Source organism: Kribbella sp. VKM Ac-2569 (genome assembly GCF_004216905.1).
In the GTDB taxonomy this organism is placed as follows: domain Bacteria; phylum Actinomycetota; class Actinomycetes; order Propionibacteriales; family Kribbellaceae; genus Kribbella.
In genome coordinates this window covers 558,582-578,327 of record NZ_SGXJ01000002.1, presented here as the reverse complement: position 1 = coordinate 578,327, position 19,746 = coordinate 558,582, and the positions used below count along the sequence as shown (strand labels likewise).

At 69.3% G+C, this 19,746-nt stretch carries 19 protein-coding genes; 7 read left to right on the top strand and 12 right to left on the bottom strand.

The window, feature by feature from the left end:
• Position 1 precedes the first annotated feature (1 nt).
• The 6 genes from EV649_RS40795 to EV649_RS15760 all read right to left on the bottom strand — a co-directional run bounded on the left by EV649_RS40795 (position 2) and on the right by EV649_RS15760 (position 5,104).
• Positions 2-178 (bottom strand): hypothetical protein, encoded by a 177-nt coding sequence (locus tag EV649_RS40795; protein WP_157996248.1) that lies wholly within the window; start codon positions 176-178, stop codon positions 2-4.
• A gap of 70 nt (positions 179-248) precedes the next feature.
• Positions 249-449: a hypothetical protein gene (locus EV649_RS15780; RefSeq protein ID WP_198682517.1), complete on the bottom strand. Its 201-nt coding sequence runs from the start codon at positions 447-449 to the stop codon at positions 249-251.
• The gene (locus tag EV649_RS15775; protein ID WP_130384194.1) at positions 446-625 is read right to left on the bottom strand and encodes a hypothetical protein; all 180 of its coding nucleotides are present in this window, start codon (positions 623-625) and stop codon (positions 446-448) included. The genes EV649_RS15780 and EV649_RS15775 overlap by 4 nt, the downstream gene beginning before the upstream one ends.
• Before the next feature lie 18 nt (positions 626-643).
• Positions 644-1,570, bottom strand: coding sequence for a hypothetical protein (locus EV649_RS15770; RefSeq protein ID WP_130384193.1), 927 nt, complete (start codon positions 1,568-1,570; stop codon positions 644-646).
• 149 nt (positions 1,571-1,719) lie between these two features.
• Positions 1,720-2,739 (bottom strand): aminoglycoside phosphotransferase family protein, encoded by a 1,020-nt coding sequence (locus EV649_RS15765; RefSeq protein ID WP_130384192.1) that lies wholly within the window; start codon positions 2,737-2,739, stop codon positions 1,720-1,722.
• A gap of 64 nt (positions 2,740-2,803) precedes the next feature.
• Positions 2,804-5,104 (bottom strand): CDP-alcohol phosphatidyltransferase family protein, encoded by a 2,301-nt coding sequence (locus EV649_RS15760; RefSeq protein ID WP_198682516.1) that lies wholly within the window; start codon positions 5,102-5,104, stop codon positions 2,804-2,806.
• A gap of 135 nt (positions 5,105-5,239) precedes the next feature.
• On the opposite strand from EV649_RS15760, the gene EV649_RS15755 reads away from it, so the two are divergent.
• Positions 5,240-6,178 carry a lysylphosphatidylglycerol synthase transmembrane domain-containing protein gene (locus EV649_RS15755; RefSeq protein ID WP_198682515.1) on the top strand — a complete coding sequence of 313 codons (939 nt, stop codon included), beginning with the start codon at positions 5,240-5,242 and terminating at the stop codon, positions 6,176-6,178.
• Between the two features lie 50 nt (positions 6,179-6,228).
• On the opposite strand, the gene msrA is transcribed toward EV649_RS15755, so the two are convergent.
• Both msrA and EV649_RS15745 read right to left on the bottom strand, forming a co-directional pair.
• Positions 6,229-6,867, bottom strand: a complete 639-nt coding sequence (gene msrA, locus EV649_RS15750) for a peptide-methionine (S)-S-oxide reductase MsrA (RefSeq protein ID WP_130384190.1) — start codon at positions 6,865-6,867, stop codon at positions 6,229-6,231.
• 182 nt (positions 6,868-7,049) lie between these two features.
• Positions 7,050-8,492 carry a PLP-dependent aminotransferase family protein gene (locus EV649_RS15745; protein ID WP_130384189.1) on the bottom strand — a complete coding sequence of 481 codons (1,443 nt, stop codon included), beginning with the start codon at positions 8,490-8,492 and terminating at the stop codon, positions 7,050-7,052.
• 63 nt (positions 8,493-8,555) lie between these two features.
• Between EV649_RS15745 and EV649_RS15740 the strand changes: the two genes are divergently transcribed.
• A complete protein-coding gene (locus EV649_RS15740) occupies positions 8,556-9,236 on the top strand; it encodes a hypothetical protein (protein WP_130384188.1) in 681 nt (226 codons plus the stop codon).
• Positions 9,237-9,287: 51 nt separating this feature from the next.
• On the opposite strand, the gene EV649_RS15735 is transcribed toward EV649_RS15740, so the two are convergent.
• The gene (locus EV649_RS15735; RefSeq protein WP_130384187.1) at positions 9,288-11,447 is read right to left on the bottom strand and encodes an MMPL family transporter; all 2,160 of its coding nucleotides are present in this window, start codon (positions 11,445-11,447) and stop codon (positions 9,288-9,290) included.
• A gap of 100 nt (positions 11,448-11,547) precedes the next feature.
• Between EV649_RS15735 and EV649_RS15730 the strand changes: the two genes are divergently transcribed.
• Both EV649_RS15730 and EV649_RS15725 read left to right on the top strand, forming a co-directional pair.
• Positions 11,548-12,129 (top strand): TetR/AcrR family transcriptional regulator, encoded by a 582-nt coding sequence (locus EV649_RS15730; RefSeq protein WP_130384186.1) that lies wholly within the window; start codon positions 11,548-11,550, stop codon positions 12,127-12,129.
• Positions 12,126-12,422, top strand: coding sequence for a DUF1905 domain-containing protein (locus tag EV649_RS15725; RefSeq protein ID WP_198682514.1), 297 nt, complete (start codon positions 12,126-12,128; stop codon positions 12,420-12,422). Before EV649_RS15730 ends, EV649_RS15725 begins: the two co-directional genes overlap by 4 nt.
• Positions 12,423-12,445: 23 nt before the next feature.
• On the opposite strand, the gene EV649_RS15720 is transcribed toward EV649_RS15725, so the two are convergent.
• Both EV649_RS15720 and EV649_RS15715 read right to left on the bottom strand, forming a co-directional pair.
• Positions 12,446-13,849 (bottom strand): hypothetical protein, encoded by a 1,404-nt coding sequence (locus tag EV649_RS15720; protein WP_130384185.1) that lies wholly within the window; start codon positions 13,847-13,849, stop codon positions 12,446-12,448.
• An 8-nt stretch (positions 13,850-13,857) separates the two neighbouring features.
• Positions 13,858-14,472, bottom strand: a complete 615-nt coding sequence (locus EV649_RS15715; protein ID WP_241998252.1) for a hypothetical protein — start codon at positions 14,470-14,472, stop codon at positions 13,858-13,860.
• Positions 14,473-14,633: 161 nt separating this feature from the next.
• On the opposite strand from EV649_RS15715, the gene EV649_RS15710 reads away from it, so the two are divergent.
• From EV649_RS15710 to EV649_RS15700, 3 genes are all read left to right on the top strand, one after another.
• Positions 14,634-15,788, top strand: a complete 1,155-nt coding sequence (locus tag EV649_RS15710; protein WP_130384184.1) for a cystathionine gamma-synthase — start codon at positions 14,634-14,636, stop codon at positions 15,786-15,788.
• A 76-nt stretch (positions 15,789-15,864) separates the two neighbouring features.
• Entirely contained in the window at positions 15,865-17,235 is a 1,371-nt protein-coding gene (locus EV649_RS15705) for a glutamate mutase L (protein WP_130384183.1), read from the top strand.
• A gap of 31 nt (positions 17,236-17,266) precedes the next feature.
• Positions 17,267-18,514 (top strand): AI-2E family transporter, encoded by a 1,248-nt coding sequence (locus EV649_RS15700; RefSeq protein WP_130384182.1) that lies wholly within the window; start codon positions 17,267-17,269, stop codon positions 18,512-18,514.
• A gap of 77 nt (positions 18,515-18,591) precedes the next feature.
• Here the strand turns inward: EV649_RS15700 and EV649_RS15695 are convergent, their stop codons facing one another.
• Positions 18,592-19,743: a hypothetical protein gene (locus EV649_RS15695; protein ID WP_130384181.1), complete on the bottom strand. Its 1,152-nt coding sequence runs from the start codon at positions 19,741-19,743 to the stop codon at positions 18,592-18,594.
• Positions 19,744-19,746 lie beyond the last annotated feature (3 nt).

The window sequence follows — 19,746 nt, the reverse complement described above, 5'->3', positions numbered from 1 at the left end:
TTCAGCGGTCCAGTGCTCGCAGATCGTCGATGCTTTCGTCGAGCAATCGCGCCGACGGGCCGAGCCTTGCTCCTATTCCCTTGGGCACGATCGTGGCGTCCAGTGGGGCAGGCCTGTGCAGGGTGTCCGGCGGTGGGTCGCCGTACGAGACCGGTGCCAGCAGAACCGTGCCCTCCACCGTCAGGAGCCGGAGTCCGAGCAGTCGCGCGACCAGCGAGGTGTGTACGACGGCGCCGCCGGCCAGGGTGCTAGTTCCGGCTGGTCTCGTCCAGATAGCTGTCGAGCCCGTCGCTCCCAGCTCGGGAAGGCTTCTCACGTTGACGACGGGCCTCGTCGAATCGCTGTGACGCCGTCTTGACCGCTTCGACCATCTGTACATAGCGTTCACGTCCCGCCTTGGCCCCGAGCACGTACCCCACGCCGAACACCACGAGACTGCGCAGCTTCATCGCTTGTCCTTCTGCCGCCGTGAGGAGACCACCGCGCTGGCAGCACTCATGCCGATCGCGGCAGCGGCGGCGGCCACGCTGTTGCGCACGGCACCACGGCGCATCGCTTTCGTCGCGCCGGTCGCGATCGGATCGACAATCCGCTCCCACCGGCTCTTCCTGTGAAACAGTCCCATGGTCGTCTCCACTCCTGACTAGTTCCGCTTCGTTCCGGTCGAGCGTTTGAGGGCGGTCACCAGCTCGGTCTTGCTCATCGCCGACCTGCCCTTGACGTCCTCGGTCGTCGCAAGGTTCAGCAGGTCCGTCTTGGTCATCTCGTTGAGGTCGGCGGCGCTTTCAGTTCGTCCGTTGCGCTTGCGCCGTGCACTGGCGCGAGACCGGACCCGCTCGGCCTCGCGGACCCGTTCGTCGGCGCTCTTGGCCTCGCGATCGGCGTTCGCGGCCAGCTGCGCGGCCTGTCGGTGTGCCTCCTCGGCAGCCGCCTTCGTCGCTTCGGTGGCCTCGTCGGCCAGCCGCCTGGCCTCCGCAAGGCTGGCCGTCGCGTCGGCCATCGTCTGCTTGGCCTTCGACTGCGCGGCCTCGGCCTCCTCGCGAGCCTTCGCGACCCGGTCGTCCGCCTCCGCCTTCGCCCGTTCCACCACGCGGTCGGCGTCCGCCTGCGCCGAAGCACGAGCCCGCTCGACCCGCGCATCGGCCTCACGGCGAGCCTCGGAGACCTTGTCGCTGACCTCCTGCGCCTGCTCCCGTTCGACGTCGCGCACGTACGCCCGGCATCGCTCGGCGACCTGGCGCGCCTCGTCGCTGCGCGCCTTCGCCTCCTCGGCCTCGCGTACTGCCTTCTCCTCCGCCTGCTGGGCCTCGTCCGCCGCGGCTCTGGCGCGCTGAAGCCTGAGCTCGATCGAGTCGCCGACGGGCAGCGCATCCAGAACAGAAGCTCCTGCGTGGCGAGCGATGTCCACCAGTCCGCTCCCCGCCCCGTGCGTCGCGCTGCCGGCCGCGTCCTTCGTAGCCTCCAGCGGCGTCAACGCCTTCGACAGCAGCCAGGACGTGTTTCGTGGTAAGTCCTTGACCCCGGTCCCCCAGGCCTTCACCAGTTTGCCCGCGACGCCTGTTCCCGCCATGTCCCTGCCTCCTGATCCTGATCATGTACTTCACGACCACATACCAGGCCCCCAGCCACTCCGCAGGTACCCTGCGCCCGGCCGCACAAACTGAAGAGGGCACCACCCGCTGGGCAGGGCGATAGAAGGGTGCGCGGCTCAACCAGCTCTTAGACTGCGGATGCTTCGGCGGTCGGGTTGAACAAGGTTTCCCACCTCGTGGCAGTCACGATGTGGTTGAGGATGGTCTGCCGGTCGCCTGGCCAAGCGTGGTCGCCGAGGCAGGTGTAGTTGATGTGGCTGCTGCCGGCCAGGATCAGGCGCACTACCTGGAGATCAGGCTCGCGGCCATAGCCGTCGTACAAGGGTTCCCACCAGCGGTAGCCACTGCCCGTGAGGTGGCCCGTCAGTTCGATGAAGAGCTTTGTGAAGTCGAAGAGCGGGCAGCCGGCGGAGGAGACTTCCAAGTCCAGTACGCCGGTCACAGTCCAACCCGACGTTGCTCGGTCGAGGAAGAACCCATTGGCGTGGCAGTCCCCGTGGATGAATCGGGGCGGCTCGAATGAACGGCGGGCCTCGTCGACGGAGTCGGCGAGAAGGTTGGCCAGGCGATCCATGACAGTCGCGGCGACTTCGGTGCTGTCGTTCGCCCAGGTGCGCATCGCGGCAGTGAGGAAGCTCTCGAAGCGCCAGCTCGGATGCTGGAACCCGTCCGTTGGAGCTTGGGCCGGTGGACCGTCGACGAGGTAGCCGGCATGTTCATAGCGCAGCGCATGCATGTCAGCCAGGTGCCGCCCGACCTGCCGCAGAGCCTCGTCGGCCTCGGAGCGAGTCAGCGTCGGCAGCAGATCGACAAGCGACGTACCAGCGAGCTCAGACGTGAGCAGATAGGGCCAGCCCAGCGGGTTGTCGCGGGTCGGCGAGGCCGTCTCGACAGTCGGTGTCGGCAGTCCGGCTTCAGCTAGCAGCCGATGAGCCGTGGCCTCGTGCTGGACGACACGACCTGCTGCATCGGGATCACCGCCGTACCAGGGTTTCGTATGTGCTTTTAGGTATCGCACCGAATCCGCTGTCGCGATGCGCCAAGTGTGGTTCTCCGGGCGCAAGAACGTGACTCGCAGGTCGTCCGATGGCCCTGCTCCCACGATTTGCCTGGCGGCGGGCTCTGTCAGCGATGCGGCATTCAGCATCGTCCTAGCGTGTCGGCGCGCGAGTTTCCCGCGCAAACCCTTTACCCGCTGGGGTTGGGCGGAGCTAGCGGCCGTAGGCGGTGAGGAAGCGGTCCCGGAAGGTGTCCATCGGCCAGACCGGTGCGTCGGCGTTCGGCCGCAGCCCGTCCGCCCAGCCCCAGTCTGCTACCCGGTCCGTCACGGCTGGGTCGGCGGCGATGATACTCACCGGCACGTCGTGGCTCGCCCCATTGCCCGAGACGATGCTGGCCGGCTGATGGTCGCCGAGGACGACGAGCACCAGGTTGGGGTCGTGGAGCTGCTGTACGAAAGAGCTCAGGGCGTCGAGCGAGTAGGCGATGGACTGTGCGTAGGCGGCCTTCACACGGTCCGGCTGCCGCCATACGTCTTCCGGCGAGTCGCCCTCGGCCGGCATCGGGTCGAAGACTGAGCCGTCACCCACCCGGCTCCAGTCGACGAGCCGGGGGAGCGGTGCCCAGGGCGTGTGGCTGGAGACCAGGTCGACCTCGGCCATGACGGGAGCGCGGTTCGGCTTCTCCAACTCCAGCCGCTGGAGCGCGGCCAGGGTGTACTGGTCAGGCATCGAGGCATAGCTGAACGATGGCCCGGCGTACCCGACGTTCCGGCGGTCGTAGACCGTGTCGTAGTGGTAGTACGTCTTCGCCACCGGCCAGTCCTTGTCGTTGGACGGTACGTCGGCGATTGTCCGCCAGCCGGCGCGACCGAACGCGTCGGTGAGCGTGAGCCGGTCGAGGGTGACGAGGTGGTCGTACCGCGCCTGGTTGTTCACCCACAGCCCGGACTGCAGGGTGGAGTGCGCCAGCCAGCTGATGCCGCCGAAGGTCGGTGAGGTGAGGAAGCCGCTGCGCGAGGAGAAGCCGGCCTGCTGCAGCCGCCGGTCCCCGGCCTCGAGCGCCGACCCAACTACTGGAGAGTCGAGTGCCGTGCGTCCGTAGCTCTCGACGAAGACCAGGAGCACGTCCTTGCCCCTCAGGCCGGTCAGCAAGTCGTTGCCCGGGGTGTCGCGGAAGGGATCCTGCTCGAGCGCCCGTACGAACTCCCGCTGGTCACGGAGGTCGTCTTGGACCTGCGTGGCGAGGCGAACTGCGGAGGTCGAGGCGAGCTGTCGTACGGGCTCTGGCCCGGCGCCGGTCAGCGCGGGCACGATCGAGATCGCGGCCAGGACGGCAACGATCCGGATCGTTGGCCGTCGGTGTCTCGCCACGAGCCGGGTGACCCGCACTGCCGACAGCGGCAGCAGGGCGAGCATGGCCACGCAGAGGATTCCTGCTCCGATGAAGACTGCGAGGGCTCCGACACGGCCGATCGAGTCGCCGAGCAGGGCCAGCGCAGAGCCCGCGTACGCCGCGTCGTAGACCGGGTGAAAGGGGCGGTCGAAGGCGAAGTAGAAGCCTCTGTCGAGCAGCCGCGTGATCATCAGCACCCCGGCGAGGAAACCGCCGATCAGGGCGAGGATCCGTGCGAGTCTCGACGGCAGTACGCAGACGAGGACGATGAACACCAGGCCCTCGAGCGGGATCCGGACAAAGGCGGCCGGTGACAGGTCGCCGGTGTGGTCCGGCATGAGCAGCGCAACCCAGACCAGGAGCACCGCCAGCCCCGACGTCACGGTGGCACGAGTGACCGGCGGGCTTCCGGCTTGGCGCCAGAGCCCCCAGGTGTGGCGGCCGAACGACTCGGCCAGCAGTCCCAGCGCGATCAGCAGCACCACCGTGGTCACGGCATCGGGCAGGATGCTCGCCGCCGCGAGAGTCAGCGTGATGCCCACGATCGCGGCGACGACCTTGGCCCAGTAGCGGGGCGGGAGCGAGCCGCGCAGCCACGGCAGCGCCCAGCCGGCAGCCACGAACACGTAGCGAGCTGCACCGAATGCGAGCACCCACCAGCCCATCGTCTGTGCGACGTACACGCTCAGGACCTGAACGAGGAACGAGTCGACCTCCATGTCGAAGCGCGCCCCGAACGCCGAAGCACTGCCGGTACGCCGAGCGATCCGACCGTCCACCCCGTCGAGGATCAGCGCGATCGTCGAGAGCGCCACGAAAATCGCCACCGGCGTCTGGCCGCCGAACGAGTCCGCCGTGAGCGCCGCGACCCCGCAGGCGAGGACCGCGCGAGCCAGTGTCACTCTGTCCGCGGGCCCCAGCCCGTCACGACGGTGATGCGCCATAGAGCGGGCGGTCAGCGCGGCAAGGCCGGCTCCGCAGGCGACACCGGTCGCCCAGCCGGCGACGTCGAGGCCAGTGGTTGCCGCGAGGACACCGAGGAGCACGAGCAGACAAGCGAAGCCGGCGAGCGGGCCGATCAGGTTGCGGCTGCGCACTCGACGCTGAACCAGACGCACAATGCCTCCGTATCTGCAGGTACGACAGTCATACGAGAACAGCGTCGCACCGGTTCATCCCGACGGGAGAAGGTGCCTGACGCTGACTAGGAGATCGGAATCGCCATCAGCCGAAGCATCTGGACCTGGGCACGCGTGGCGGGCGGCGCCGCGATCCTCGCCGTTCTCGTGTGGCGGGTGGGTACGGGCCCAATTGTCGACGGGCTCCGACTGACGACCGGTTGGTCGCTCGCCGGCGCCCTCGCAATCACGTCGCTGACCACGTTGTGCTGCGCATGGCGGTGGAGGCTCGTCGCCGGCGGGCTCGGCGTCGAGATGCCGCTGAGGACCGCGGTGGCTGCGTACTACCGGTCCCAGTTCCTCAACGCCACGCTGCCCGGCGGGGTGATGGGCGACGTACACCGCGCCCTGCGCCACGGGCGCGAGGTCGGCGACCTGGGCCGGAGCCTGCGGTCCGTCGCGTGGGAGCGGGCATCGGGATTTGCGGTACAGATCGTGCTGACGGTTGGAGTGCTGTTCCTGCTGTCCTGGCCCGCCGGCTCCTTTGTTCCCTCGGTCGCCGTGACGGTCGTGGTCGTCGCCTGCGTGGCGCTCATCGCCGTACCCCTCTGCCTGAACCGACGTCGCCTCTCCTCGCGGATCGGACGCGCTTTCACCAGCGACCTCCGCGACGCCGTCCTCGCACCGCGGGCTTGGCCAGGCATCCTGCTCGCGTCCACCGTCGCCGTGCTCGGCCACGCAGCTGTGTTCCTGATCGCAGTGCGGGCGACCGGGGCGGACGTGTCGCTGGCGCGGCTGTTGCCTCTGGCACTGGTCGTGCTGACAGCCTCGGCGATGCCGACGAACATCGCAGGCTGGGGCCCGCGCGAGGGCGCGGCCGCCTGGGCGTTCAGTTCGGTCGGGCTGGGCGCGGCGCTGGGCGTCACCGTCGCGGTCGTGTACGGCGTACTCGCGCTGGTCGCAACCCTGCCCGGAGCCGTCGTCCTGGTGGTTGCGCGTCGGCGAGCCCGGGACAGTGCACGCGGCCCGACCGAGGCGCAGCCGGATCGAGTCGGGAGTGCCATAGATGCCTGATGCCCCTGAACTCAGAGAGTCCAGGGGCATCGCGGTGGATCCGTCAGACGTCAGCCGGGGAACGGCGCCCCGGTGTTGCTGTGGCACCTGTAGCCGTTGGGGTTCTTGTGGAGGTACTGCTGGTGGTGGGCCTCTGCGTAGTAGAACGTGGTGGCGGGGGCTATTTCGGTGGTGATGTCGTCGTAGCCGAGGGGCTTGATGACGGGGCCGTAGAGGTCGCGGGTGCGTTCGGCCTCGGCGCGCTGGGCGTCGGTGGTGTAGTAGATCGCCGAGCGGTACTGCGAACCGAGGTCGTTGCCCTGCCGCATGCCCTGGGTCGGGTCATGGGTCTCCCAGAAGACCTTCAGCAGGTCGGTGAAGGTGGTCTTGGTCGGGTCGTACACGACCCGGACGGCCTCGGCGTGACCGGTGCGCCCGGTGCAGACTTCCTCGTACGACGGGTTCGGGCTGTAACCGCCCGCGTACCCGACGGCCGTGGTGTACACGCCCGGCTGCTGCCAGAAGATCTCCTCGGTGCCCCAGAAGCATCCGGTGCCGAACCAGACCTCCTCGAAGCCCTCGGGCGCGGCAGCGGTCTGCGGCGTGTGCAGGACGATGTTCTCGTCCGGTACGGCGAAGCCGGGGGTGGGCCGGCCGGGCAGTGCGGCCTGCGGCTCGACCATGGCGGTGTTGCGGGTGAAGAACGACATTCTCACGCCTCTCGCAGTGTGACTCTCATAGTCCCTCAACGCCCCTGACCAGGCGAACCTTCCCCGTACCCCTTACGGCGCGATGACGTGCGGACCGCCAGGCCATCACAATCGCGCGACCCGAGCGGCCCGCCGCGTGCGCGCCGCAGACGGGGCCAATTGTGATGGCCTGCGCGTCCGCTCTAGGCGATCATCGCGCCGGGGCGGCGGGTGGGGGCGGCGCCGGTGGTCAGGGAGGCGTACGACGCGGCAAGGCGCGTGACGCCCTCGCGTAACGAGTCCACGTCCAGGGTGAACGGGAGGCGGATGAAGGACTCGAGGCCGCCGTCGGGGGAGAAGCGGGACCCGGCGACCAGGAGCGCGCCGTTGCGCTGGGAGACACCGACGAGGCTGGAGCCGACCGGTTCCGGGAGCTCGCACCAGAGCGACAACCCGCCCGACGGCACCCGGAACCTCCACGAGGGCAGCTCGGCGGACACCGCGGCGGCCAAAGCATCCCGCCGCTGCGCCAGAGACGCCCGCCGCTCCGGCAGCAGACTGGCGCGGCTCCGTAGAAGGTCCGCGACCACCAACTGCTCCAGCACCGGCGCACCGAGATCCATCGACGCCCGCGCATCCAGCACGCGCGCGACCATCGCCTCCGGCACCCGCATCCACCCGATCCGCAACCCGCCCCAGAACGACTTGCTCACCGACCCGACCGTGATCACCCCGTCCGGGTCGTACGACGCGAACGGCGGCGGCATCTCCTGCCCGTCCAGCGACAGCTCGAACAGCGTCTCGTCCACAATCGCCGTTGTCCGCGACCGCGCGAACGCCCGCGCCAGCCGCTGCCGATCCGCCGCAGACATCAGGAAACCGGTCGGATTCTGGAAGTCCACCACCATCCACGCTGCCCGCGGCGCCGTCTGCCGGATCGTTGCCTCCAGCAAAGGCAGGTCCCAGCCACCGGGCGACATCGGTACGGCGACCACGCGGCAACCGCTGCGGCGGATCGCGTCCACCGAGTTCGGATGCGTCGGGCTCTCGGTGAGGACCCGGTCGCCGATCTGCGTGATCGCCCGTACCGCAATCGACGTCGCGGCGAGCGCCCCGGCGGTGACGATGATCTGATCCGCCGACGTCGGCAACCCGCGTTCGCAGTACGCCGCCGCGATCTCGGAACGCAGTACCGGCAGGCCCTGCGGGTGGTACCCGGGTGTGGCGAGGTGCATCGGCAGCTCATCGGCCGCCGACGCCACCGCCGTACTGATCCCCGGCACCGCGGCCGGCGCCGCGCAGGTGAAGTCGTACAGCCCGTCGGTGTCGATACCAGGCGCGTGGTGCCGCCCGAGCTCCGGCTCGACCTTCGACGGCAGCGCGGTGACGCTCCCCGAACCACGCCGGCTCGTCAGGTACCCACTGTCACGCAACGAGCGATAGGCGGAGGCCACCGTCGTACGACTGACCCCGAGCGCCTCGGTCAGTTCGCGCTCGCTCGGCAGCCGCGACCCGGGCATGATCCGCCCGTCCGCGATCAGCAGCCGGAGCCGCTCGGCCAGGAGCCGGTACGCCGGACCGGTCCCGTTGGCCCACTCGCCGAGCAGGCCGCTTAACGTACTGGCGGGAAGATAACGGGCTCGCATGCAGTCCACTATCGCGCAACTGGCTATCGAATGCCAGGCCACTTACCCCGGACACTGGATCTCGTGACCGCCACCTCCGATGCCCCGCCACGTCAGCTCGCGCTCCTCAACCCGATCGAGCAGCTGAAGGCAGGCCACCTCCCGCGCCGCCTGGTGCAGCTGTACGTCGGCCTGACCCTGTACGGCGCCTCGATGGGCCTGATGATCCAGGGCAACCTCGGCCTCGACCCGTGGGACGTGTTGCACTCCGGCATCACCAAGCACCTCCCGCTCAGCTTCGGGACCGTGGTGATCGCGATGAGCTTCGTCGTACTGCTCGCCTGGATCCCGCTGCGCCAGTGGCCCGGCCTCGGCACGATCAGCAACGCGATCGTGATCGGCCTGGTCACCGACCTGACCCTGGCCACGGTCGACCGCCCGGACGCGCTCTGGCTGCGGATCGTGTTCATGCTGTCCGGTGTCGTCCTCAACGCGCTGGCCGGCGCCCTCTACATCGGCGCCCAGTTCGGCCCCGGTCCCCGCGACGGCCTGATGACCGGCCTGGTACGCCGTACCGGTCTGAGCGTCCGCCTCGTCCGGACGTCGCTCGAGCTGACCGTCCTCGCCACCGGCTTCCTGCTCGGCGGCTCGATCGGCGTCGGCACCGTCGTCTACGCACTCTCGATCGGCCCGCTCGTCCACATCCTGCTACCGATCTTCACCCGTCCGCCTGAAGCGCGCGTAGACGGGGTCCCAGACCGGTAGCGGTCCGGGACCCCGTCCTTTCTCGCAGACCAACGTGGTCAGCCGGTCAAGTCAGCCGACCGGTTCGAGCTCACGTTCGTCGGGGACAGCTGAGCTGACCTTCATCCGGCGCGGCCACCAGGCGCGGCGGCCGAGCAAGGCGATCACACTCGGCACCAGGAAGCTCGACATCACGAACGCCGAGATCACGATGCCGGCCGCAACCGAGAACCCCATCTCGGTGAGCAGCGCCATACCGGCCAGCATCAGTGACGAGAACGTGCCGGCCAGGATCAGCCCGGCCGCAGCCACCGACGGGCCGCCGTGCTCGATCGCGCGGTCGGCCGCGGTGCGTGGATCCGTCCCGCGTTCGGCCTCCTCACGCAACCGGGCGATCATCAGGATGTTGTAGTCGGTGCCGATGGCAACGACGAACAGGTACAGCATGATCGGCAGCGAGAACGTCACGCCCGCATGACCGGCGGCGCCCTGGAACACGAACACCGTCGCACCGATCGAGCTGAAGAAGCTCAGCACCACCGCGAACATCAGCACCAGCGGCGCGATCAGCGACCGCAGCAGCAGCGCGAGGATGACCGCGATCAGCCCGCCCGCGACCGGGAAGATCACCGAGAGGTCCCTGCTGTTGGCGTCCCGGATGTCGGTGTAGCTGGCCGTCACGCCACCGAGCAGCGTGGTCGTCCCGGCCGGCGCCTCGGCGTGCGCGGCCTCCCGGAGCTTCCCGTCGACCAGATCCAGCGACGCGGTGGCGTACGGCGCATCCTTGAGTACGACGTTGAGCTGGGCAACGGTCTTGTCCTTGTTCAGCAACGCCATGCTGCCGTCCGCGCCGGCCGGAAGCACTCCGCCGACACCGTCGACTTTTGCCAGCTTTCCGGCGTACGCCGTGAGCTCGGCCGGGTCCAGCGGCGTACCGTCATTGCTCTTGACGTAGACCGTGGTCGGGTTCAACGCGCCGGCCGGGAAGCCCGCCTGCAGGTCCTTGATGGCGCGGGACGACTCGGTGCCGTCCGGCAGCTGGCTGAACGCGTCGTAGTCGACCTTCATCCCGAGCGAGCCGAGCGCGAGCACGACCATCACGCCGCCGGAGATCGCCGCGACCACCGCCGGACGCCGCGCGGTGAACATGCCGAGCCGCTTGAACATCGCGCCCTTCGGCGTCTTCTGCCACGACTTCGACGGCCAGAACACCTTCGGGCCGAGCAGCGAGACGACCGCCGGGACCAGGGTGATGGCCGCAAACGCCATCACTGCGACCGCGATCGCGAGACCCGGGCCGAGGCTCTTGAACCCGCCGAACACCGCGAGCAGCAGGGCGCTGAACGCGACGACGATCGCGCCCGCCGCCGACACGATCACCTCGGCGACCCGGGCGACCGCGTTCACCAGCGCTTCCTTCGGCGCCTCGCCGGCGCGCAGGCGTTCGCGGAACCGGAACAACAAGAACAGGATGTAGTCGGTGCCGACGCCGTACAGCACGACGGTCAGGATCGTCTGCAGGTCCTGCGTGACCTGCAGATCGGTCGCCTTCGCGACGAGCGCGATCAGGCCGGGCGCGATCGCCGACACCAGACCGACGGTCAGGATCGGCAGGAACGCGGCGACCGGGCTGCGGTAGATCACCAGCAGCAGGCCGATGATCAGCACGACGGTCGCGATTCCGACCACGATGAAGGCGTTGTCGAACGCGTCCTGGTTGTCGAGCATCAGCGCGGCGTCGCCGGTCACGCCGTACTCGAGATCGGCGCCGGTGAGCGTGGAGCCGGTCACGTCACGGATCTTCTGTACGGCGTCCAGCACCGCCTGCTCGTCCGGCGCGCCCTTGAGGCCGACGCTGATGATCTGGACCTGCTTGTTCGGCGAGACCGCCTGCGGGCCCGTGATCGCGGCGGTGACCCGATCGATCTTCGCCGCGGTGATCTTGGCGGCCACTTCGGTGACCTTGGCCTGGTCGGCCGCAGTCAGTTCGCCGCCCGCGTTCCGCTTGACGACGATGCTGGCGGTCGCGTCGTTGGTCTGCCCGAACGCGTCGGCAGCCAGTTTCTGCGCCTGCACCGACTCGTACTTGTCGGGCAGCAGCGCCGCCTGGTCCTTGGTCGTGACGTCCGCGAGTGTCGGCGCGAACGCGATCACGGCGACCGCCGCGACCACCCACGCGGCGATCACCTTCCACGGGTTGTGGACGACGAAACGTCCGAGTTTGGTGAACACCCCGAGACCCCTCCCTGAGGGTTGGAACACTGTCTACCTGCCGGTCGGTAGGTAGACTACCTGCCGACCGGTAGGCGAGTGAAGATGAGAGAGTGGTGACGTGCAGCACGCGACGAGTTCCCGGGACACCAAGGCGGAGATCCATCGCGCCGCGGTCAACCTGTTCTCGACCCAGGGGTACGACAAGACGAGCCTGCGCGAGATCGCCGAGCAGGTCGGGATCACCAAGGCGTCGCTGTACTACCACTACTCGTCGAAGCAGCAGCTGCTGCGCGCGATCGTCGGCACGTTCCTGGACGACATCTTCCAGGTACTGCGGCTCTCGGAGACGCTGCCGTGGTCGCCGGAGACGGAGCGCGAGGTCCTCGGTGCGTACGTCGACGTGATCATCGCGCACCGGGCGACCGGGCCGACGCTTCTTCGCGACATCGCCGCCGTACTCGCGGCCTTCGGGGACGACCTAGACGAGCTGATCGCGCAGAGCCGCCGGTTCCAGCTGTGGCTGGCCGGCCCCGACCCGACGGCCGCCGACCGGCTGCGGGCCGCGGCCGCGGTCGAGGCGGTCGGGGCCGCGATGTCCATCGAGCTCGATCTCCAGGCCGGCGATGCGGAGATCCGCGCGGTGCTGCTGGACGCTGCTACCGCGGTTCTTGCTCGCCGTGGGACTCCGGTGGACGAGTGACCGGGTACCGATTCACGGCGCCGCTGTGGCAGTACCCGGGTGAAGGCAGCTGGTATTTCGTCACGGTGCCGGAGGATGTCAGCGACGAGATCACGGACCTGACCGAGGGGCGGCGGAAGGGCTTCGGGTCGGTACGGGTCTCGGTCACGGTCGGCGGCAGCACGTGGCAAACCTCTGTCTTCCCGACCAAGACCGGCACGTACGTCCTCCCGGTCAAGAAGCCGGTCCGAACCGCCGAAGGCCTGCTCGACGGCACCCCAGTCGATACCCAACTGGATCTCGTCGACTTCTAACCCTGGTACGTCAGGTTGTGGGGTCAGCCACCCTCTCGCCCGCCGGGGCCCTTCTTGGTCGTCGGCGCCTGGCCGTTACGTTGCTGCCGCCTGTTGGGGTCGTCACCGCCGCCGGCCCTGACGGCCTCTCCGGTCTGCTGAGACGACACGCTCGTCAGTGGGTCGTGGCCTTCCCTTACGAACCTGAGTGCATCCACGGTGTCGCGCTCCGCCGGCGACTTCTCCCCGGCAGCCGGCTCCTGCGGGCCCTGAGCGTTGGGTGCGGGTGCGTTCAGTTCGCCGGTGGGCTGGCGGCCATCTTGGGCCTCGCCGGACCTGACGGACTCGCCCTGGGTTTCGGACGAGACGGTCCAGTCCTCGGCGGGATTCGGCGCCTGCGGACCCTCGACCTCCGAGCCGGCCTGGGGCGTCTGCGGTTCTCCACCCTCGCCGGCCTCCGGCCCGTTGTCGTTCCCGGCCTCGGGCTCACCCTCAGCGCGGGGCTCGGCGACCTCGGCTTCGCCCGTCGTGCGGGGCTCGTCGTCTGTGCGGGCCTCGGCTTCGCCTTCGGTGCGTTCGCCTGGTTCCTGGTCGTTGCCTGCCTCGAGCTGGTTGGCGCCTTCCCGTTCCTGGTCCTGGCCCGGTTCGAGGGCAGGGTTGGCGTTTTCCTGCTGGAGTTGCTGGACGCGCGCCTCGAGCAGCTGACGCATCTCCGCCTGGAGGCGGTTGTTCTCCTGCATCAGCGTGAGGGCCTGCTGCTGGCTCTCCAGGATCGACTGCTGCAGCGCCGCGGTCCGCTGGGCCATCTGCTCGGACTGTTGCGGCGACGGCGCCTGCCGGACCGCGTCCCGGGACTGGATGCCCTGCCCTTGCCGCCCAGCGCCGTTCTGCTGCCCCGGCACTCCCTGGAACCGGCCCTCCGGCCGGAACACCTGATCCATCCGGCCCGAGGCCAGCGCCGCAAGGTCCGAGCTGTTCAGCCTCGATCGACCGATCGCCTGCAGCACCGACGGATCTGTGCGTTTCACATCCTTCGCCGCCTGCGTCAGCGCGGCCTTGAGCAGCTTCGTGCCCTGCCGTTCGTTCCGCCCCCAGCGCGAGTACCGGTTGACGACCTGGCGCAGTGGGTTCCTGGTCTGCCGGGGCTGCCTGGGCTCGGGGCCTCCCCGCTCCAGCCGGCTGCCCGCCTCCTGGCCGAGCCGCTGTGAGACATCGGCGTACCGATCCGGCCGCAACTGTGCGTCGACGTGGAGGCTCGCCAGCTGCTGCAGGTCGGCCTGCGTGATGTTGGCGCGACCGATCCGCTCGCGGACCGCAGGGTCCATGCGCTTCACGTCGCGGGCCGCCTGCGCGTACGCCGCCTTCAGCGTCTTGCGACCCCGCACCCTGGCCCGATGGCGGGAGTACCGGGCACGGACGCCAGTGCCTTCCTGAGAGGGCTCACTCATCGGGTCTCCTAGTCGATGTACACGGCGTAGTTGACCCCGACAGACGCGGTCAGCGGGTCCTTGCTCGGCTTCGTGCTGTACAGGTGGATCTGGGCGCCTGGACGCAGCCAGACGGCCAGGTGCCGGCGGCCGGTCCCGGCGCCGGGCTCCCACTCGTCGGCGAACGTCGGACTGCTCTCGTCACCGACGTAGTCGGGCCGGCCCCAGTGCCTTGTCGCGAGCGCGAGGTGGTCGGGCCAGTGCGTGTCCAGCCCGGACTCGGCGGCGGCGATGTCGTCCGGACCGATCTCGTACGCCGACCAGCCGCTGTCCGGGCAGTCCGGGAACGCCAGGCCGTCGAACACGATCATCGTGGTGCCGCGCTGCGTGGTGAACCCCCACGAGACCATGTCGGCGCCGATCACCTCGCCGGCCTGCAGCGGCCACGGCTGCCACGAGGTCTGACCCATCACCCGGTTCACCAGAGCGCGCACCACCTCCGGCCCGGCCTCGTCCCCGTCCGGTCCCGCGATCACGGTCCAGTCCGGAATCTCGGCGAGATCCGCCATCGCCAGGTCGTCCTGGTCGAGCGGCCTGTCCTGCGTCTTCATCCGGCGCCGTCGTCCTTCCTTGCCAGGTTCCATGACCGCAACCCTCTAGATGACCCTCTGTGCGCAACCGTAGGCGGCCCAATGGGTCATTCGCCAGCCAGTACGACGCACCTGTGGACAACTGGGATCCGCCGCATCATCTCAGCACCGGACGTGCTGCAGGACCCGAGCAGACCAGGCCGTACGCTGGTCCGGTGAACACGGAACACCATTACGGCTTCGAAACGCTCGCGATCCACGCCGGGAACGAGCCCGACCCGACGACCGGCTCGGTCGTGCCGCCGATCTACGCGACCAGCACCTACAAGCAGGACGGCGTCGGCGGGCTGCGCAACGGGTACGAGTACTCCCGCTCGGCGAACCCGACCCGGACGGCGCTGGAGGAGTGTCTGGCCGCGATCGAGGCCGGCACCCGCGGCTTCGCGTTCGCCAGCGGTCTCGCCGCCGAGGACACCCTGATCCGCTCGCTGTGCGTGCCGGGTGACCACGTCGTGTTCCCCGACGACGCGTACGGCGGCACGTTCCGCCTGTTCGCCCGCGTTCTCGGCACCTGGGGTGTCGAGATGACGCCGGCCGCGGTCACGCACCCGGACGCGATCCGGGCCGCGATCCAGCCGGGGAAGACGAAGGTCGTCTGGCTGGAGACCCCGACCAACCCGCTGCTGAACGTCGCGGACATCGCCATCGTCGCCCAGATCGCGCACGACGCCGGCGCCCTGCTGGTGGTCGACAACACCTTCGCCTCGCCGTACCTGCAGCAGCCGCTGGAGCTCGGCGCGGACGTGGTCGTGCACTCGACGACGAAGTACATGGGCGGGCACTCCGACGTGGTCGGCGGCGCGCTGATCGTGCGGGACGCCGAGCTGGCCGAGAAGATCGCTTTCCACCAGAACGCGATCGGCGCCGTCGCCGGGCCGTTCGACTCGTGGTTGGTGCTGCGCGGCATCAAGACGCTCGGCGTCCGGATGGACCGGCACAGCGACAACGCCGAGAAGGTCGTCGAGTTCCTGCAGCGGCACCAGTCCGTCAGCCAGGTGCTGTACCCGGGCGTCGACGGGCATCCGGGTCACGAGACCGCCGCCAAGCAGATGAAGCGGTTCGGCGGGATCGTCAGCTTCCGCGTCACCGGCGGCGAGGCGCAGGCACTGGACATCTGCAACAAGGCCGAGGTCTTCACGCTCGGGGAGTCGCTCGGCGGTGTCGAGTCCCTCATCGAGCACCCCGGCAAGATGACGCACGCTTCGGTCGCCGGCACCCCGCTCGAGGTCCCGGCGGACCTGATCCGGTTGAGCGTCGGCATCGAGACGATCGACGACCTCTTGCTCGACCTCGATCGCGCAATGGCGTGAGCGAGCGCAGCGAGCTCACCATCAAGCACAGCGCCCTCCGTGCCTCATCCGCGCCCGGAGCGCAGCGAGGACGTGGATGAGCATTGTAGTGGCGGTCGACTTCGGGTCGACCTTCACGAAGGCGGTTGCGGTGGATTCCGGCTCGGGCGAGCTCGTGGCCCGGGCCGAGCACCGTACGACGATCGAGACCGACGTCATGGACGGGTGGCAGGCCTGTCGCGTCGTACTCGAAGCGGCCGACCGCGGTGTGCGGAATGCCGAGGTGCTGGCCTGTTCGAGTGCGGGCGGCGGTCTGCGGATCGGTGTCGTTGGCAACGAAGAGCTCGTGACCGCTGAGGCGGGGAAGCGGGTCGCCTTGTCCAGCGGCGGGCGCGTCGTAGCGGTCGTCAGCGGTGGGCTGAGCGCGACGAGCCAGAAGGAGCTGCGCAAGGACCGCCCGGATGTCGTCCTGCTGCTCGGCGGCACCGACGGTGGCAACTCGGCTGTACTGCTGAAGGCCGCCGAGACGCTGGCGAAGTACAAGTGGCGGAAACCGGTCGTTGTCGCGGGCAACATCGATGCGCGGACGGAAATCACGGAAACACTGACCGCAGCGGACGTACCGCATGTGCTGGCGGAAAACGTCGTACCTGAGATCGGCGTGTTCGCGCCGGACAGTGCCCGGGCCGCGATCCGGGAGATGTTCCTGGAGCACGTGATCGGCGGGAAGAACCTGTCGCGGGACCCGTCCTTCACGCGGATGGTCCGCGCCGCGACACCGGACGTCGTACTGCGGGGTGTCGAGGTACTCGCCGCGCTGCACGGTGACGTGGCGGTCGTGGACATCGGCGGCGCCACCACCGACGTGCACTCGGTGATCGAGCTCGACCCCGAGGACGCGAACCTCGGCCGCGAGGTGGTCGCGCCCCATCCCGTGACCCGGACCGTCGAGGGCGATCTCGGGATGCGCTGGAGCGCCGTACCTGTCGTTGCGGCCGGCGCCGAGGCGGGGCTGATCGCGGACGTGGACGAGGTGCACGCGGCGGCCGAACGCCGGCGCGCGGACCCGTCGTACCTTCCGGACAGTGGACGTGAGGCGTCGTACGACGAGACTTTGGCGAGCGTTGCCGCGACGGTCGCACTGCGGCGGCACGCGGGGCGGCAGCGGATCGTGTTCGGGCCCGGTGGGCGGGTGATCGAGCGCTCCGGGAAGGATCTGCGCGAGGTCGATCTGCTGGTCGGGTCCGGGGGAGTGCTGCGGCACAACCCGCCGGACGTCGCGGCGCGGATCCTCGGTTCGATCGGGACCAACGCGCAGGAGGAGGGCTGGCTCGTTCCGCAGCACGCCGAGGTGTGCGTCGATGCGGACTACGTGCTCGCCGCGGTCGGCTTGCTCGCGGACGACGCCCCGAAGGCCGCCGAAGGCCTGGCCGCCCACATTCATGGAACGAGCCGCACCGGGCACTAGTCTCATCAGCACATCAGCTTGCGGAGGTGGGATGAGCGAGTCGGGGCGGGACGAGACCGAGGCACAGGACCAGCCGAGTCCGGTTGCGGACAACGACGTGCTGGAGTCGTCCAGCGAGTCGGCGGCCGAGGTGCCGGTGGCAACGCGGTCGACGGCGAAGGTGGATCACGGTGTGACGCCGGCGATGGAGATCGCCAGTGCGTGGGCCTGGCGGTTCCTGGTGATCGTCGCGGCCGTCGGCGTGATCGGCTACGGGATGCGGTACCTGTCCGAGGTCGTCGTACCGGTGACCGTCGGCGTACTCCTCACCGCCCTCCTGATCCCCGTCACCACCGGCCTGCAGAAGCTCCGCCTGCCGCGCGGCGCCGCGGCCGGCATCACTGTGCTCGCGACGATCGTGGTGGTCGCCGGACTGCTGACCGTGGTCGGGACGCAGATCGCCGGACAGTTCGAGGACCTGTCCGACCAGGTCGGTGAGGGTGTGCAGAAGCTGCGCGACCTGGGCCGGATCAACTTCGGCCTCACCGACGCGGACATCACCAACCTGTTCAAGCAGTTGCAGGACCAGATCACGTCTGGCGGCGCGCTCGGTCAACAGGCCGCGGCGGTCGGTACGACGGCGACGCACGCGGTGGCCGGCCTGTTCATCTCGCTGTTCTGCCTGTTCTTCTTCCTGTACCAGGGCGAGCAGATCTGGTCGTGGCTGGTCCGGCTGTTCCCGCGCCGGGCCCGCGACAAGGCCGACTCGTCGGGCCGGAAGGCGTGGGTCTCGCTGACCGCGTTCGTCCGCGCCACGGTGATCGTCGCCGCGGTCGACGCGGTCGGGATCTCGCTCGGCGCCGCGATCCTCGGCCTGCCGCTGGTGAGCGCGATCGGCATCCTGGTCTTCGTCGGCGCGTTCATCCCGGTCGTCGGCGCCCTGATCAGCGGCGTGGTCGCGGTCCTCGTCGCGTTGGTTGCCAAGGGCCCCCTCATCGCGATCATCATGCTCGCCGTCGTGATCGGCGTACAGCAACTGGAAGCGCACGTCCTGCAGCCGTTCCTGCTCGGCCGCGCGGTCAGCGTCCACCCGCTGGCGATCATCCTCGCGATCGCCACCGGCGTGGTCATCGCCGGCATCGTCGGCGCCCTGGTAGCGGTCCCGACTGCCGCCGTCCTGAACGCCATCGTCAACCACCTGGCCGGCCACGACGTAGACCCCGAACCTCCAAGACCCCTCCCCAGACGCCGCCATCAGCAAGTGGAGGACACCACCGCCCAGGCCGCCCATACCGACTGACTACCCCGGGTACACAACGGCAGACGCCGCCGAGCCAGGCTCGGCGGCGTCTGCCGTGGTGCTTCGGGTGATCGAGGTCAGCGACCGCCGATGCCCTTGTTGTCGTTGTTCTTCTGCAGGTTGGTGGTGGCGGCCTGCTCCGTCGGCTGCTGCGTCTGCGTGGCCCCCTGGGGGATGGCGCCTGCGGCCGGGGCCACGCCACCCAGGGCGCGGAGCGCGGAGTTCTGCGCGTCCATCTGGGCCTGCGACGACTGGGCCATGCCCTGGATGATCTGGTTGCGCTCTTCCAGAGTCGGAGCGGACATGGCGGCGCTGAACTTCTGCGCCATCTCCGTACGGTCCTTCGCGCTGATCGTGTTCGCGCCGAGTTCCGGGTCGTGCCGGCCGGCGTTGTAGCTGGCCAGCGAGCTCTCGGCCTTCACCATGGCGTTGTTGAACTTGCCCTCGAACCAACGGCCCGCCTTGGCGGCAGCGTTCCGGCCGGCGGCCATCGCGTCCCGCCCGGCGCCGACGACCGCGTCGCGGCCGTCGCGCGCGCCCTGCACAACCGTGTCCCGCGCGCCCCGGGCACCCTGGACAACCGAGTCCCGCATCTCGCCGACACGGTCGGCGCCACTCTGCCAGGCCTGGTCGAGCCGGACCTGCCCGCGCTGGGCCGCGTCCACAACCCGGTCCCGGCCGGTCTCGTAGGCGCCGACGGCCTGCTGGCCGAGCTCCTCGACCCGGTCCCGGGCGCCGCGCGCGCCCTGCACAACCGTGTCCCGCGTGTCCCGGGCGCCTTGTACGACGGTGTCGCGAGCGTCCCGTGCACCCTGTACGACGGTGTCCCGCGCATCCCGTGCACCTTGTACGACGGTGTCCCGAGCGTCACGGACGCCGGTGACAGCGGCGTCGCGGTACTGCCGGCCCTGACTGGCCAGGGACGTGGCCATCTCGCTCAGCCTCGTCTGGGTCCGGTCGTACGTCAGGTGGACCCGTGCGACCGCGCCGCGGATCGCGTTGGACACGCGGTCCTTCAGCGGGTCCGAGTTCGCCGCTCGCATCAGGTTCGCCTGCTGGCGGTCGTCGAGGTTCACGAACGCAGTCGCAGCCTGCCGCTGATCCGGCGTCATTCCCACGAATGTCCGGAGGTTCTCCTGCTGCTGTTCGGACAGATTGCTCAGCCAGTCCATGGACTGGCCCCAGCTGCCCTGCTCCCAGCCGGGGCGGCCTTCCGATGGTGTCGTCATGGC